Origin of the sequence: Trichocoleus sp. DQ-U1 (genome assembly GCF_039961925.1) — a bacterium.
Taxonomy (GTDB): Bacteria; Cyanobacteriota; Cyanobacteriia; order Cyanobacteriales; family FACHB-T130; genus FACHB-T130.
Genome location: NZ_JAMPKB010000033.1, coordinates 1 through 15,128, shown reverse-complemented (window position 1 = coordinate 15,128; position 15,128 = coordinate 1). Strand labels below are relative to the sequence as shown.

At 46.5% G+C, this 15,128-nt stretch carries 17 protein-coding genes; 11 read left to right on the top strand and 6 right to left on the bottom strand.

The window, feature by feature from the left end; all coding sequences use genetic code 11:
- Nucleotides 1-42 precede the first annotated feature (42 nt).
- Complete coding sequence (locus NDI34_RS15375; protein ID WP_348233094.1) at nucleotides 43-864, bottom strand: hypothetical protein; 822 nt, start codon at nucleotides 862-864, stop codon at nucleotides 43-45.
- A 112-nt stretch (nucleotides 865-976) separates the two neighbouring features.
- Here NDI34_RS15375 and NDI34_RS15370 point away from each other — a divergent pair, with 112 nt between their 5' ends.
- The 7 genes from NDI34_RS15370 to ureC all read left to right on the top strand — a co-directional run bounded on the left by NDI34_RS15370 (nucleotide 977) and on the right by ureC (nucleotide 6,027).
- Nucleotides 977-1,864 (top strand): urease accessory protein UreD, encoded by an 888-nt coding sequence (locus NDI34_RS15370; protein WP_190440233.1) that lies wholly within the window; start codon nucleotides 977-979, stop codon nucleotides 1,862-1,864.
- Nucleotides 1,865-1,913: 49 nt separating this feature from the next.
- Entirely contained in the window at nucleotides 1,914-2,216 is a 303-nt protein-coding gene (ureA, locus tag NDI34_RS15365; protein WP_348233093.1) for an urease subunit gamma, read from the top strand.
- Nucleotides 2,217-2,243: 27 nt separating this feature from the next.
- Entirely contained in the window at nucleotides 2,244-2,801 is a 558-nt protein-coding gene (locus NDI34_RS15360; protein WP_348233092.1) for a DJ-1/PfpI family protein, read from the top strand.
- Nucleotides 2,802-2,864: 63 nt separating this feature from the next.
- A complete protein-coding gene (locus NDI34_RS15355) occupies nucleotides 2,865-3,170 on the top strand; it encodes an urease subunit beta (protein ID WP_348233091.1) in 306 nt (101 codons plus the stop codon).
- 20 nt (nucleotides 3,171-3,190) lie between these two features.
- Nucleotides 3,191-3,655 carry a cupin domain-containing protein gene (locus NDI34_RS15350; protein ID WP_190676827.1) on the top strand — a complete coding sequence of 155 codons (465 nt, stop codon included), beginning with the start codon at nucleotides 3,191-3,193 and terminating at the stop codon, nucleotides 3,653-3,655.
- A gap of 12 nt (nucleotides 3,656-3,667) precedes the next feature.
- The gene (locus NDI34_RS15345; protein WP_190676852.1) at nucleotides 3,668-4,204 is read left to right on the top strand and encodes a DUF1349 domain-containing protein; all 537 of its coding nucleotides are present in this window, start codon (nucleotides 3,668-3,670) and stop codon (nucleotides 4,202-4,204) included.
- Nucleotides 4,205-4,302: 98 nt separating this feature from the next.
- The gene (gene ureC / locus NDI34_RS15340) at nucleotides 4,303-6,027 is read left to right on the top strand and encodes an urease subunit alpha (protein WP_348233090.1); all 1,725 of its coding nucleotides are present in this window, start codon (nucleotides 4,303-4,305) and stop codon (nucleotides 6,025-6,027) included.
- A gap of 59 nt (nucleotides 6,028-6,086) precedes the next feature.
- Here ureC and NDI34_RS15335 read toward each other — a convergent pair whose 3' ends face one another.
- Nucleotides 6,087-6,521, bottom strand: a complete 435-nt coding sequence (locus NDI34_RS15335) for a hypothetical protein (protein ID WP_190426776.1) — start codon at nucleotides 6,519-6,521, stop codon at nucleotides 6,087-6,089.
- A gap of 608 nt (nucleotides 6,522-7,129) precedes the next feature.
- Between NDI34_RS15335 and NDI34_RS15330 the strand changes: the two genes are divergently transcribed.
- Complete coding sequence (locus tag NDI34_RS15330; protein ID WP_348233089.1) at nucleotides 7,130-8,269, top strand: hybrid sensor histidine kinase/response regulator; 1,140 nt, start codon at nucleotides 7,130-7,132, stop codon at nucleotides 8,267-8,269.
- A 78-nt stretch (nucleotides 8,270-8,347) separates the two neighbouring features.
- Nucleotides 8,348-9,724, top strand: a complete 1,377-nt coding sequence (locus NDI34_RS15325; protein WP_348233088.1) for an aldehyde dehydrogenase — start codon at nucleotides 8,348-8,350, stop codon at nucleotides 9,722-9,724.
- Nucleotides 9,725-9,836: 112 nt separating this feature from the next.
- Here the strand turns inward: NDI34_RS15325 and NDI34_RS15320 are convergent, their stop codons facing one another.
- From NDI34_RS15320 to NDI34_RS15310, 3 genes are all read right to left on the bottom strand, one after another.
- Nucleotides 9,837-10,430 (bottom strand): sulfite oxidase-like oxidoreductase, encoded by a 594-nt coding sequence (locus NDI34_RS15320; protein WP_348233087.1) that lies wholly within the window; start codon nucleotides 10,428-10,430, stop codon nucleotides 9,837-9,839.
- A gap of 124 nt (nucleotides 10,431-10,554) precedes the next feature.
- Nucleotides 10,555-10,728 (bottom strand): 50S ribosomal protein L32, encoded by a 174-nt coding sequence (rpmF, locus tag NDI34_RS15315; protein ID WP_190410231.1) that lies wholly within the window; start codon nucleotides 10,726-10,728, stop codon nucleotides 10,555-10,557.
- A gap of 165 nt (nucleotides 10,729-10,893) precedes the next feature.
- Entirely contained in the window at nucleotides 10,894-11,865 is a 972-nt protein-coding gene (locus NDI34_RS15310) for a hypothetical protein (RefSeq protein ID WP_348233086.1), read from the bottom strand.
- 191 nt (nucleotides 11,866-12,056) lie between these two features.
- Here NDI34_RS15310 and NDI34_RS15305 point away from each other — a divergent pair, with 191 nt between their 5' ends.
- Together NDI34_RS15305 and NDI34_RS15300 are read left to right on the top strand one after the other, a co-directional pair.
- Nucleotides 12,057-12,545 carry a DUF2808 domain-containing protein gene (locus tag NDI34_RS15305; RefSeq protein WP_348233085.1) on the top strand — a complete coding sequence of 163 codons (489 nt, stop codon included), beginning with the start codon at nucleotides 12,057-12,059 and terminating at the stop codon, nucleotides 12,543-12,545.
- A gap of 166 nt (nucleotides 12,546-12,711) precedes the next feature.
- On the top strand, nucleotides 12,712-14,307 hold the full coding sequence (locus tag NDI34_RS15300) for a DUF1565 domain-containing protein (protein ID WP_348233084.1): 1,596 nt from the start codon (nucleotides 12,712-12,714) through the stop codon (nucleotides 14,305-14,307).
- Between the two features lie 76 nt (nucleotides 14,308-14,383).
- On the opposite strand, the gene NDI34_RS15295 is transcribed toward NDI34_RS15300, so the two are convergent.
- A partial coding sequence (locus tag NDI34_RS15295) for a chemotaxis protein CheB (protein WP_348233083.1) occupies nucleotides 14,384-15,128 on the bottom strand: 745 nt, incomplete at its 5' end.

Here is a 15,128-nt window from a genome sequence, read left to right as displayed (position 1 = left end):
ACTTACAAATTAGAGAATTACTATTTTATTTGCTATTTAAAATTAATTTTTATTTCTAGGATCTCCAAAGAGATAGTAACCAGTAACTTTTTTAAAAGCCTCGGAAGTTTTATCACCAAGGCAACCATCTACACTTAAATAAATTCCTGAAAATTGATTTAAAAACTGTTGCAGTTCTTTGCCGTTATCAATCTTAGAATCTGGTGAATAATATACCAAAGGTTGCTTTTCGCCAGGTTGGATATCTACATCTTTTTCTCCAACCTCACTGGTTTCTGGATTATCCCAAGTAATTGTTCCTCGATCGATCATTCGGCGCAGAAGTACGGCGGCACCGTATTGCTGCGATACGGCTGTATTTGACCAGGTGCCATCGTCAACGTATTTTCCTTTAGTATAGTGGTTTGAAGCACTCCACAAATAAGGTGAAAGAACATCAGAATGGTAGAGGCGATAACCCCAACCGTTGTAGCCTTCTAACTTAAAAAGAATGTTTGGAAGGCTCCAATTTTTCCATTGGTCAAATTTATCAAAAGTTAAAGCATCAATGGCACTTTCTTCCCATGTAAAAGGAGGATTCCCACTAGACGGGCGATCTTTTGGTTCGCGTATAGTTTTTCTTGTCAGCGGATCTCCATTATGCAGGTGAGTATTGAAATTTAAGGAAGATTCCATGTTGTGAATAATGGCTATCACATACCAGGGAATCGCCAGTCTTTTCGCTACCGCATCATATCTAGCCCGATTTGTATCAATGGTATCTAAAATATTATCTACTTGCTCAATTTTATTTTTAGTGATTTTGCAGCTATCAAAGAGTTGCTGGTATTCGTTTTTTAAGTTTTCAAAGCTGATAGCTGCCATAAGAATCTCCAGTATAAAGACTTAAGAATATTCGGTTGAATCGAGTTTAATGGTATTTTTGTTTAAGATGATTTTCCGGAGTAAAAAATTAACAATTTATACACCAAATTTAATGAAAGACCTCGATCCGGCAGTAGCAAATCCCTCATCCTCTGGATGGCACGGCATTCTTAACTTGGAGTTTTCTAAAACCCAAAGCAAAACCCAGGTGATTAGCGATCGCGTAAAAGCACCGCTGAAGGTACAGCGCCCATTTTATCCAGAAGGGTCGGAGATTTGTCATAGTGTAATTTTGCATACAGCGGGGGGTGTTGTGGGGGGCGATCGCTTATCGCTTAATTTCCACCTCCAACCCAACGCCCAAGCCTTAATCACTACCGCTGCCGCCGGTAAGGTTTATCGCAGCAATGGATTGCCAGCGAGTCAAACGATTGAAATCGAGGTGAACGCGGGTGCTACTTTGGAGTGGCTACCGCAGGAAACAATTATTTTTGACGGTGCGATGTATCGACAAGACTTGCGGGTAGAATTAGCTCCAGAAGCAAGTTGGCTGGGTTGGGAAATTACACGCTTTGGACGCAGTGCCAGAGGGGAGAGATTCTTACACGGAGAGTGGCGATCGCATACTGAAATCTGGCAGCAAGGACGCCCTCTGTGGATTGACAGGCAATGGTTACCCGGCGGGACAGAAATCCTCGACAGTCCTCACGGTTTAGCTGGGCAATCCGTTGTAGCGAGTTTAGTCTGGATTGGGCAAGCGGTGTCACCAGAGATTGTAGAAAAAGCACGAAATCTAGGGAATCATTCACCCTTTTTTAAGAAAGGGACAGGGGAAAATCTTCACCAAGCAGGCATTACTCGTCTTCCTGCTGGGCTATTGTGTCGCTATCGCGGTTCTTCTACTTCCCAGGTGCGAAACTGGTTTATAGATATTTGGAATTTGCTGCGATTGCACTTTTTAGAACGCCCTGCTTGTCCACCGAGAGTTTGGCAAATTTGAGCGAATCGTAGTAGACATAGAGAACACGAAAGAATGTAAGAGGTTATCAATGCAACTGACGCCACAGGAAAAAGATAAGCTGTTGATTTTTACGGCGGCACTATTAGCGGAACGCCGCAAGGGAAGAGGTTTAAAACTGAATTACCCAGAAGCGATCGCTTATATTTCCGCTGCTATTCTGGAAGGCGCTAGAGATGGACGTACCGTTGCCGATTTAATGAGTTATGGGACAACCCTACTGTCACGGGAAGAAGTCATGGAAGGTGTGCCAGAGATGGTGCATGAAGTGCAGGTAGAAGCGACATTTTCCGATGGTACAAAACTGGTTACAGTTCACAACCCAATTCGTTAGATAATCCCGTAGATAGAAGGATTGTTTATGAAGGTTGCATTTATCATTTACACGGGAATGACCGCTTTAGATTTTATTGGAGTTTACGATCCAGTTACTCGTCTCAAGACAATGAATTTTATATCCGATTTGGAATGGGATATTTGTGCCTATTCTCAAGAAGTCAGCGATAACGCTGGACTTCGTTTCACTCCGAATAAAGTAGGTGAATCTCTCCAACCCTACGACATGATTATCGTACCCGGTGGAATTGGCACCCGAAACTTAGTTGACGATCCTGAGTTAATGACATGGCTGAAAACCTCAGCAACTTGCAAGTTCAAAGTTTCTGTGTGTACGGGTTCTTTACTACTCGGCGCAGCGGGATTTTTACAAGGGAAAACAGCAACAACCCATCCCAATGCTTTCCAAGACCTTCAAAAATATTGTAAGTCTGTCGTAAACAAAAGAGTTGTTGATGAAGGTGACGTAATTACCGCCAGAGGCGTTACTTCGGCAATTGATTTAGGTTTATATCTTTGTGAAAAGTTCGCCGGATACGAGATTAAAGAAAAAATCCGTCAGCAAATGGATTATCAGACATAATTTTACAAAAATAAGGTAACAAGAGTTAGCCCTTTTCATAAAAAACTAAAAGAGGAAGTTGAAATGATTCCTGGAGAAATGCTTGTACAAGCAGGGGAAATAGAACTGAATGCTGGTCGTCCTAGTATAAAAGTGCAAGTAGCAAATACAGGCGATCGCCCGATTCAAGTTGGTTCTCATTTCCACTTCTGTGAGGTGAACGAATCTTTAGATTTTGATAGAGAACAAGCAAAGGGAATGCGCCTGAATATTCCAGCAGGCACGGCGGTACGCTTTGAACCAGGAGATGAAAAGGAAGTAGAATTAGTGCCATTTGTTGGTAGCCGTCAAGTATATGGCTTCAATGGCAAGATAAATGGTTCGCTATAGCGATCAATGAGGATAATTAAATGACTTTACCGATACAAGAAATTGTACTAGCGCCTGGAGAAGGCAGGCACCTTACTATTGGTAACAGCGAAGCTACATTTAAAGCAGTTGGTGCCGATACTCACGGAAACTTAGGGCTGTTTGAGTTTAGCCTAGAACCAGATGGGACGGGGGCGCAACCACATATCCATCGTCAGATGGAGGAGATGTTTTATGTCCTAGAAGGAGAAGTGGAAATCCTCGTCGGGGATAGAACAGTACAAGGACAACCAGGGGCATTTGTACTTGTCCCTCGCGGTACACCTCACGGGTTCGCTAACCGCAGCACAAAGCCAGCAAAGCTGTTAATAATGTTTTGTCCGGGAGGGGAACGCGAAAAGTATTTTGAGGGACTGGCTGAACTGATGAAAGACGGGCAAAAACCAGATCGGGAAGCTTTGCTTGAGTTAATGCGGAGATTCGACCAGGAACCAGTAGAAATTTAGAAAAAAATGGCGATGGAATGGTATAACGAACCGCCGATTTGGAACGTCCAAGGCAATGCAATTACTATCACATCCGCTGGAAAAACTGATTTTTGGCGAGAGACTCACTACGGCTTCATTCGAGATAACGGTCACTTTTTTTATCAGCAAGCGAACAGAGACTTCATGGTTGAGGTGAAAGTTAGCGGTGAGTATCGAGATTTGTACGATCAAGCCGGATTGATGCTGCGCTTAGATGAGGCGAATTGGTTAAAGTGTGGCATTGAATTTGTCGAGGGTGTACAACAAGTCAGCGCTGTGGTAACAAGAGATTACTCAGATTGGTCTGTTGTCCCGCTGCCAGATAACCCGGCTTCTCTTTGGATGCGCGTACATCGACGTGGCACTGCTGTAGAGGTGCAATACTCTCTGGATGGCACCCAGTACACGATGCTACGCCTTGGTTATCTCACGCCAGTTGAGACGGTGAATGTAGGGATAATGTGTGCTTCTCCAGAGGGAAATGGCTTCTCAATGAAATTTGAGGGATTCAAAATTAATCGCTTGTAACCCAAAAAACGCCAAGAATAGCCCAAAACTTTGCGTACCTTTGCGCTTCCCTTTGCGTACCTTTGCGTTAAAAATATACCACTCTAGAGGAGTCAAGGATGAGTTACAGAATGGATCGCCGCGCTTACGCCGAAACCTATGGCCCGACAGTCGGCGATCGCGTTCGTCTTGCTGACACCGAATTATTCATTGAAGTGGAACAAGATTTCACGACCTACGGCGATGAAGTGAAATTCGGTGGTGGCAAAGTCATCCGGGATGGCATGGGACAATCTCCCATTTCTAATGCCGACGGTGCCGTCGATCTAGTGATTACCAACGCCTTAATCCTCGATTGGTGGGGGATTGTCAAAGCCGATATTGGCATTAAAGATGGCAATATTTTTAAAATTGGTAAAGCTGGAAATCCCTACATTCAAGACAACGTAGATATTATTATTGGCCCTGGAACCGAGGTCGTTGCCGGAGAAGGAATGATTCTCACTGCTGGCGGAATTGACAGCCACATTCACTTTATTTGTCCGCAGCAGATTGAAGTCGCGATCGCATCCGGCATCACCACCATGATTGGCGGCGGTACTGGCCCCGCTACAGGTACAAATGCGACTACTTGCACTCCCGGCCCGTGGAATATGTACCGGATGCTGCAAGCCGCTGACGCCTTCCCGGTAAATCTAGGCTTCTTGGGGAAAGGGAATAGCAGCCAGCCCCAAGGACTAATCGAACAAGTCTTAGCCGGGGCGATAGGTTTAAAACTGCACGAAGACTGGGGCACCACACCCGCGACGATTGATACTTGCTTGAACGTTGCGGATAATTATGATGTGCAGGTAGCCATTCATACCGATACCTTGAACGAAGCCGGTTTTGTAGAAACCACCATCGCCGCCTTTAAGAATCGCGTTATTCACACTTACCACACCGAGGGAGCCGGTGGAGGTCACGCGCCGGACATTATCAAAGTATGCGGCGAAGCGAACGTCCTGCCCTCTTCCACCAACCCGACGCGCCCTTATACCGTCAATACCCTAGACGAACATCTGGATATGCTAATGGTGTGTCATCACCTCGACCCCAGCATTCCCGAAGATGTCGCCTTTGCCGAGTCGCGGATTCGCCGAGAAACCATTGCCGCTGAAGATATCCTGCACGATTTGGGCGCATTCAGCATGATTTCCTCTGATTCTCAGGCGATGGGGCGGGTAGGCGAGGTAATCATTCGCACCTGGCAAACGGCACACAAAATGAAAGTTCAGCGGGGAAACCTTTCCCCATTGCTACCAGGAGAGGGGCAAGAGAGGGCAGATAATTTCCGGGCAAAGCGCTACGTTGCTAAATATACAATCAATCCAGCCATTACCCACGGGATTTCGCAGTATGTTGGTTCGGTAGAAGTGGGGAAACTAGCGGATTTGTGCCTCTGGCGTCCGGCATTTTTTGGCGTCAAGCCAGAGATAGTCATCAAAGGGGGCGCGATCGCTTACGCTCAAATGGGCGATGCCAACGCTAGTATCCCCACACCGCAACCCGTGCATATGCGCCCAATGTTCGGCAGTTTTGGAGGCGCGATCGCTGCCACTTCTCTAACTTTTATTTCCCAAGCGGCACTCGAACAAGAGATTCCCAACCAGCTTAAGCTACAAAAGCCAGCCGTTGCCGTCAGCGGTACGCGGCAGCTCAGTAAGCGAGACATGAAATTAAACGATGCCCTGCCTCACATGGAAGTAAATCCGGAAACCTACGAAGTGCGAGCCGATGGGGAATTGCTGACTTGCGAACCGGCAACCGTTCTCCCATTAGCACAACGCTACTTTTTATTCTGATTAAATTGGTAGTAGAGAAGCGATTAACTTGCTAGAGATGCAACTAATCGCTTCTCTACTTATCTATTTTTCAAAACTAATACCCCTTCCGGATTCACCTCGTATTGTGCCCCCACATAACCAGTGCGGTCATACAGAATTTGGTGAATGTGTTGGTCTAGTTTTGCTTCATCAGAAATTTGAGGTCGATAATATTCTTTGATTTGCTCCTCGATGCCCATCACCTCAAGACGGTCGTGAAGTGCTGCGGGTTCTCCTGCTAAATAAGCATTTCGTGCCGCATCATCGCTCAAGAAGCTCATCAAGATTGGCAACGGAACCCCGCCAATCGTCATCCTGCCACTGCTCAGCAGTAGCACCCCTAGAAAGATAGATAAAAGTATAGAAAAGTAGATGCCCGCGATCAGTTTTACAGGAACTTTAGGCGAAGGACGATAATCAGGGCGTTGTTGTTTGCGAATGGTTCGACTAGATTCAGGTGCTAAGCGACCCATACTTTCCAACTTTGAATCTGCTCTTCATTGATGACTGAAATTGGGGGGGTCGGTCAATCTATCCTGAGGCGTAAAAATTTAAAGAGAGGGGAAACAACGCAGTCAACATAGAACGCAGACCGCCAAGTAGCGGAGCGTTTAAAGCGATCGCTTCCACGTCCATCCTGTAGATAAAGCTGTCTCATTACCAACCACTCAAATTTTTATCTTGAGCGCGATCGCCCAAAAGACCTCTTTTATCTATCCATCCGCACGAGGAAATTGACTTCGCTACTGCCTATCTTTCCCGTTTTGCTTAATTTATAGATGTAAATAAACTAGATATCTGCGATTTTTTCTTTCCAGCAATGAGCAGCCAGATGTATCAGATGACAGAAAAGTATGACCGTCATCCTAAAGGTTTATAATTAATTTTCTGTTGCTAAGGTCATTGGGCTAGTCCAAACACTGGATAGAAGCCAAAGAAGCAAAGATTCGGTAAAGATCCCCAACAATCCTTCTGTAGAATGAGGCAAAATGATACCTTAGGCGTAAAGAATGTTACGTGATGCACGATTAATTTACAAAAATTAATTTCAATAAACTTGAGTTGTTAACCTATCGCTTCCATGAAGAATCATTCGAGTCTCAATCAACCTTCTAAAACTGACCGCATTCTCGTTGTGGATGATTCTCCCGATAACTTGTTTTTGGTTCAAACCATTTTAGAAGAAGAGGGATATGAAATTACCTTGGCGGAAAATGGTCGTTCTGCCTTAAACGAGATTGAACAATCTCCACCAGACTTGGTCTTGTTGGATGTGATGATGCCGGGGATGGATGGATATGAAGTCACGAGGCGAGTCCGTGATAATACTAAGTTGCCATTTATCCCGATTTTACTGATCACAGCCCACGATCACGCCAGCGTGGTAGAGGGATTAGATACCGGAGCAGATGATTTTATTCGCAAGCCAGTGCAAGTTGACGAATTGCTGGCGCGGGTGCGATCGCTTCTGCGGCTGAAGCATAGTGTGGACGAACGCGATCAAATTGCCCGTCAGCGAGAAGATTTCGTTTCCTGGCTCACCCACGACTTGCGGACGCCGATCGTCGCCGCAGAGCGGATGCTGGCTTTATTTAGGCAAGGAGCCTTAGGAGAACTCTCGCCAGGAATGCAAGAAGCGATCGCTACAATGGATCGCAGCAACCGCAACTTGCTAGCGATGGTGAATACTTTATTAGAAGTCTATCGCTATGAAGCCGGTCGTAAAACCCTGAGCTTCTCACCAATTGACCTGCGGAAACTACTTCAGGAAGTAGTTCAAGAACTTTCTCCCTTAGCAGAGGAAAAGAATCTCACCCTGAAGCTGGATTTAGGGGACAGCGCCGACAATCATCCGCTTGATTTCAAAGTAGTCGGCGATCGCATGGAAATCCATCGGGTTTTAACGAACTTAATCGGAAATGCTATCAAATTTACAGATAACGGTTCAGTTACTGTCCATGCGTCGGTAGGCTCCCATACAAGTAACTCCGCTAATTCTGCCATCGTTATTGACGTTAACGACACAGGTCCTGGTATCACCCTAGAAGACCAGAAAGTTTTATTTGAGCGATTTCGCCAAGGGAACCACAAGCGTTCTGGCAGCGGTTTAGGGTTACATCTATCGCGTAGAATTGTGGAAGCTCATCAAGGTGAAATAGAAGTCAAATCCGAGTTGGGTAAAGGTAGTTTATTTAGAGTTCGCTTGCCTGCTCAAATATGAAATTTTATTGTTGGATTTTAGATTTTGGATTTCAAAGGGTATAGAGTCTAAAATTTAAAATCCAACCTTGGAGAAAAAATGCTAGTACCACAAAAAGTTAGTAACATCGTATTTCAGCAACGAAAGTTTTTTGCAACTGGAAAAACTAAAGACATATCATTTAGAATTCAACATTTAAAAATTTTAAAGCAAGCGATTTTAGAAAATGAAGCCGCTATTTTTAAAGCTCTGCAAACCGACTTAAATAAACCAGTATTTGAAGCTGCTTTATCAGAAATAGGAGTTTGCTTAGAGGAAATTAATTATGCTTTAAAAAATATTAATATCTGGACAAAGCCTAAAAAGATAAAGGCACCGATTACCCAATTTTTAGGCTCAGCTCAGCTTTATTCTGAACCGTTGGGCGTAGTTCTTATTGTCGGAGCTTGGAACTATCCCTTGCAGCTACTAATTTCGCCTCTCGTGGGTGCGATCGCAGCCGGTAACTGTGCGATTTTAAAACCTTCAGAAATAGCTGCAAATACATCGCATCTGTTAGCTGAGATTATCCCTAAATACTTTAATCCTGAAGTAGTGGCTGTTGTAGAAGGCGGTATTGAAACTAGCCAACAGTTACTCGAAGAAAAGTTTGACTATATCTTTTTTACAGGCAGTAGCGAAGTCGGAAAAATTGTTATGGCGGCAGCAGCCAAACATCTGACGCCCGTTACCCTGGAATTGGGCGGCAAAAGTCCTTGTATTGTAGATGCCGATACTCATCTGGAATACACTGCGAAAAGGATTGTTTGGGGTAAATTCATGAATGCAGGTCAAACTTGTATTGCCCCAGATTATCTTTTAGTAGATAAAAGAATTAAAAGAGATTTGCTCGCACAAATCAAAAATTGTATTCACGATTTTTATGGGGATGAACCGGAAAAAAGCCCTGATTATGGCAGAATTATTAATCAAAAACACTTTAACCGTCTTTGTAAATATCTAGATGGGGATGTTTTGATTGGTGGAGAGACTAATCCATCCGAGCGATACATTGCGCCTACTGTCATCGATCGAGTGGGCTGGGAAGATCCAGTCATGCAAGAAGAAATCTTTGGCCCAATTCTACCAGTCCTGGAATATACAGAGTTGAACGAAGCGATCGCTCTCGTCAACGCCAAACCGAAACCCTTAGCCCTTTACTTCTTCTCAAAAGACAAACAAAAGCAACAAACCGTCTTGCAACAAACCTCTTCAGGGGGTGTTTGCATCAACGACACCGTCATGCAAGCTGGCGTTCTAGATTTACCCTTCGGCGGCGTCGGAGAGAGCGGCATCGGTCGTTATCACGGTAAGGCAAGTTTTGAGACATTCTCCCATCAAAAAAGCGTACTCAACAAATCTTTTCTCGTTGATATGAAGTTGAGATACGCTCCCTATAAGGACAAGCTCAAAATCCTGAAGTGGCTAATGAAATAATTAGTAATGAGAAAAAAGTTTTAAATTGTAGAGGCGCGATTTATTGCGTCTGAGTTTTGAATTAAAGAATTCTTTTATAACTCAAAACTCAAAACTCTCTTTTCCTACTCCCTTAATAGCTATATCGCTCTTCTGCCCACGGTTCTCCCCGCCGGTGGTAGCCATTGCGCTCCCAAAAACCCGATTCCTCTTGCGGGAGAAATTCTAAGCCGTTAATCCATTTGGCGCTTTTCCAGGCATAAAGATGAGGGACAACTAGCCGCATCGGTCCGCCATGTTCCGCCGGTAGCGGTTCCCCAAATAGAGTGTGAGCAAAAAAGTTTTCTTCTCGCAGAAAGTCTTCTAAAGGAATATTCGTGGTGTAGCCACCGTAACAGTGTTCCATAACATGAACAGCTTTCGGGTCAACTTCCACCAGCTTCATAAAGTCTGTCACCTTAACGCCAGTCCACTGCACGTCGAGTTTAGACCAGCGGGTGACGCAATGGAAATCGGCAGTAAAGTTATGTTGGGGCAGAGCCATAAAATCTGCCAAGCTGAAAGTCTTTTCGGTTGCCAAACCCCAGACGCGAAATTGCCAGTTGTCAGTATCGATCTGAGGAGTGTTGCCGTAGGTCAGCACCGGGAAGCCTTTCGTCAGATATTGACCGGGAGGAACCCGTTCGCTCTGCTCCGATTCTGGTTTTTTGAAAAATTTTCCTAGCATGAGTCTAGTAGAGATGGCGTTTTGTGTACTCTAATTCTTAATATGCACTTATATCCAAAAAAATAGCGCCCAAAGGCGCTCGGAAATTCTAGGAAGCTGAGACGAAAAGCAACCTCTAGGATAATTATTCTTCTTCGGCTTCTTCTTCCTGGGTTGGATACACAAACTTAGAACGCCCAGTCAGAATCGATTTGCCCAAAGACAGAGCTTTCTGAGCTTGAATTGTCGCCTTGTGCTTCCAGGTGGCTTTGCGCTTATCGCGCTTGGATTTTGATGTTTTCTTCTTAGGAACCGCCATGATCGTAACTCCAGCAATCGTTTACAGCCTTCCTATTCTAAGAGATCCCTTGACCAGTTCAATCTAGTCGGGCGAATTTCTCGACTGTCTCACCCTTGTTCGTTCCCGATGAGGCACTGAGCAGAGAGGTGTGCGCGGTGGTTCACACGCTGATTTGCGCGGTTTTTATCGCCCCTGTCCGGTGGTTCCCGTTCCAGTGGTTGGCGTAGTGGGATTGGGAATGTTCTCTGTTGGATTGGGAATGTTTTCTGTTGGATTGGGAATCGTTTCCGTGGGATTTACATTACCGCCAGGAAATGCTGGTGAAGAGGGAATCGTTGGCGAGGTGGGAGCAGTTGGTGCATTTGGTGCAGTTGGGGCTGCGGTTCCGGGTGCCTGGTTCTGAGGAGTACCGGGGGCTGCGGGAGCGGCTGTTCCCGGTGTCTGGTTCTGAGGAGTCCCTGTAGGCGCTCCGGGCGCGACATCCCTAATGTTACCGGGCACTGCGGTTGGTGGGGGAGGTGTAGCAGGTGCCCCCTGTGCTGGTGCTGGGGGGGGTTCGGCAGTAGCGGGGACGGGCTGATCGGAAGGCGTCACGTCATCGACAAAACCGAGTAAAGACTTGGTATTGGGGAAGTAGGTTGCCCAGCGCGGGGTATCGGGGCGGCTTCTCCAGGCTCCGCGAGTTACTTTTAAAGAAAGAATCGGCGCGATCGCTCCCTGATTTTGCCCCAGAATCATCACCGCAACGTCAGTCACTAAAATGTCGCGATCGAAGCTACGCTGCGCCGCGGCTCTAGCCACCACCTCGGCTCTGCGGACAAAACCTTCGTAAGTTTCTGTTGGCTGACGAACCAGGGCAACTTCAGAGCGAGCAGTGTAAGCTTGGGCAATCTGCGGTATAAAAGCAGCCGTTGCCAGCCAAGTTGCTCCCCCACAACCGAGCAATGTCACTAAACTAATAGGTGCAATTCGCTTAGCTGCAAAAGACTTCATCAAATTAGCAGTCCTCTGACTCCACCCTCTCCCTTGAAACTCGATTGCTGATAAAACCTTCAAACCATCAGAACCCGATTCGTGCATAGTTGCCACCCGGTTTTTGCCCCGCCCTAAAATCACCGATTTTCGCCTTCCTACTTTAAAGATAATGCCCAACAAAAATGTAGTTCATCTACATCATGGCTGAGAATTACCTCCCACTGTAGAGGGATTTTGCCATAGATCACGACAAAATTGAATTCAAAATAGTTCCGAGTAAATGAATCTTTTCTTGTCGTTGGTACTTAGCTATGCGTTCTTTTTTAGTTTTCAGCTCAACCCTAGCGGTAATAGCTAGCATTTGGGGAGTCTTGAGTCCTTCATCTAGGGCGATTCAGCTAGCAGATGGAACTGTTTCCTTTGAAAAACCGCCTCGCTTAATAGATGCTACGACTACCTTTGACCGGATTAATGTCTGGGGAGCTACCTATTATTTCACCGTCAGTTTGCCAGAAAATGCTGGTGAACCGCTTGGGCAAGTGACGATTACCCAAAACGAGGGATTAGAGATAATTCGATTTAAACTTAACGACAGCGAAGCATTTGTAGGGAAGCCTGAAAACAAAGGTGAGAAGTTAGGGCTGGGAAAAGTCATAAGAGATAGCCAGACAAACACCATTTCAGTCATGTTTGATCCTCCCGTACCTCCAGGTAAAACCGTTACGATTGGTCTCGATCCGGTACGTAACCCCTTCAGTAGCGGCGTATATCTGTTCCGAATCAAAGCTTTCCCAGCCGGAGAGAAAGCTTACGGTTTAGATTTGGGAGTAGGACGCCTGCACTTCTATTCGCCCTTTTAAAAGCTTGTCTTTCTCTTAACCATCATTGCCGAATTTTCCGGATAGGCTCTTATAGGGGATGTAGCCGTCTGAATTGCTTGCATAAAACAAGTAAATTTGCAAGCGATCGCTACTCTGGTTGCAGATTTTTGTTACCACACCCCAATTACTCTGTTTCAATATCACTATGGCTCAAACTTTTTTTATCAATCCAGCGACCGGAAATGATAGCGCTGCTGGCAGCCAGTCAGCGCCGTTTAAAACGATTACCAAAGCTCTCCAACAAGCACAATCTGATACGACCATTCAACTGGCAGTCGGGAACTACAATGCAGCCAACGGTGAAGTCTTTCCCCTCAAGGTGCCAACTGGGGTCAAGGTTGTGGGGAATGAAGCCAATAAAGGCAGTGGCATATTGATTGAAGGAAGCGGAACCTACAGTAGCCCTAACTCTTCTGGCGGTCAAAATGTGACGGTCACTTTAGCCAATAATGCTCAACTCCGGGGCGTAACTGCGACCAATCTGGCTACACGCGGAACTGCCGTCTGGATAGAATCGAATGGCTCCACGGTTGCCAATTGCACCTTCACCAATAGCAAGCGCGAGGGAGTCTTTGTAACTGGTGATGGCAACCCGGTCATCACCAATAATGTATTTACTAAAAATCTGGGCAATGGCATCTCGCTAGCAGGAAATGCCAAAGGCGAAATTCGAGGCAATACTTGCCAAAATACGGGTTATGGCATGAGCATTGCGGATAGTGCCTCTCCATTGGTGGTAGATAACCAAATTTCAGGCAACCGATCTGGGATTGTCATCTCTGGAAATGCGCGTCCCAAGCTGCGGAATAATCTGAGCGAACGAAACTCTGATGATGGTGTGACAGTGATTGGAAATGCCTTACCGGATCTGGGCAGTGCCACCGAAGCAGGAAAAAATATCCTGCGCTACAACACTAAATTTGATTTACAAAATAGCAGCTCAAACCAGCTGGTTGTGGCGGGAAATCAAATGAATCCCGACAAAGTAAAGGGAAGCGTAAACTTGCTCGACAATCAGCTTCCTCCTACTGATACGGCTGGCGGTGGCGGTGGCAGTGGCGGTGGTGGTGGCGGTGGCGGTGGCGGTGGCGGTGGCGGTGGTAGTGGCGGTGGCGGTGGCAGTGGCGGTGGTAGTGGCGGTGGTGGCGGTGGCTCTCCAGTCCTTGAGCTAACCGATATTAAAGGTCATTGGGCTGAGACTTTTATTCAGGAATTAGTGAAGCAAGAGATTATCAGCGGTTTTCCTGACAAAACCTTCAGACCCGATGCCAGTCTGACGCGAGCGCAATATGCTGCCTTATTGACAAAAGCCTTTACCCCACCTGCCAAACGAGAAGCGATCGCTTTCAAAGATGTGGCAAACAGTTTCTGGGGTTACGCTGCGATTCAACAAGCCTATCGCGGTGAATTTCTCTCTGGGTTCCCCGATAAAACCTTCAAACCGAACGACAATGTCCAGCGCGTCCAAGTGATTGTCTCTTTGGTGAATGGACTAAAGTTAACCGGGGGCGCTGTCACCGCGTTAAACTTCTTCGATGACCGCACGGGCATTCCTGACTATGCCAAAGATGAGGTCGCAACAGCCGCCCAGAAGCAGCTGGTTGTCAATCACCCGACGCTCAAAAAACTTAACCCCACCCGCGATGCAACGCGGGCAGAAGTAGCGGCAATCGTTTATCAAGCCTTGGTGAATGCTAACCGAGTCTCAGCCATTAACTCACCCTATATCGTGACTGCTTGAGCGAGGCTGGAACTACCTCACCTTGATTAAATGTTTCGATCGGCTTTAGGGGCGAACAGTTGTTCGCCTCTACTTCTCAAGTCAACACTGAAGAAACCACGAGATTCACGAGGGTAGATCCGATCTCATCGAGGGGGAGAACGAAATCTACTTTTCCCTTTTCAATAGCGGCGCGGCGCATCTCAAAAAATTCTGATGTACTTTCATTTTGGGCGATCGCTAATCCACCCATCTTTTTAATCGCCTGCACCCCACTTACACCATCCCCGCCACTCCCAGAGAGAATCACCGCGATCGCTCGCTCTTTAAAACTTGCCGCCAGTGACTGCAACAGCAGGTCGGCAGAGGGGCGTGCAAAGTCCACGAGTACCGCCCCAGACAAGCAGAAAGTCCCCTCCGGGGTGACGAGCAGATGCTGATTGGCAGGAGCCATGTAGACCATCCCTGGTTTCAATGGCTCTCCTTCTTGTGCCTGCTTGAGTGGCAAGGTCGGGGGGCGATTTAAAGCGTCGGTTATCAAACTGGAGGCAGACTGAATATCGGGTTTTTGCACCACAATAATCGCTGCCGGAAAGTCCGGGGGGAAGGCAGGCAGGATGTGGCTGAAGGCTCTCAGCCCCCCCTCGGATGCCGCCAGCACCACTACTTTGAAAGGGGAGCGCGAATTTCCATTTCCGTCTGCACTCTCGCCTGATTCCTCACGCATGGCTAGCGGCACTGTCGCAGGGAATTCACCTTGGATCAAGCCATTGCCGGATAAAATCCGAGCGTTGTTCCGCTTGTTTAGCTTTTGCTTCATAACGCTGTGCTGACAAGATTTG